Annotated in this window: 1 pseudogene; it reads left to right on the plus strand. The window is 63.7% G+C overall.

From position 1 onward, the window contains the following. Window positions 1–223: pseudogene (locus tag WFQ67_RS30275) on the plus strand (SEL1-like repeat protein); the annotation flags it as partial.

Here is a 223-nt window from a genome sequence, read left to right on the forward strand (position 1 = left end):
TCGCCGCCGAACACCAGCACTACAAGGCCAGCATCAACTTGGTCAACGGCGCCTTTCGGGGCCACTTCAAGGTGCGCGGCGCGGAACGTTTGCGGTTGAGCCAGGAAATGATGGAAGCCGGTGTCGCCACGGGCTACTACTTCGTTGGCCTGTTCCTGCAGCGTGGCTCTGCCGGCCTGAGGGAGGACCCGGAATTGGCCCTGCGCTATTACCGCAAGGCCGC

The sequence above is a fragment of the Pseudomonas sp. USHLN015 genome (genome assembly GCF_037153275.1).
GTDB classification, from domain to species: domain Bacteria; phylum Pseudomonadota; class Gammaproteobacteria; order Pseudomonadales; family Pseudomonadaceae; genus Metapseudomonas; species Metapseudomonas tohonis.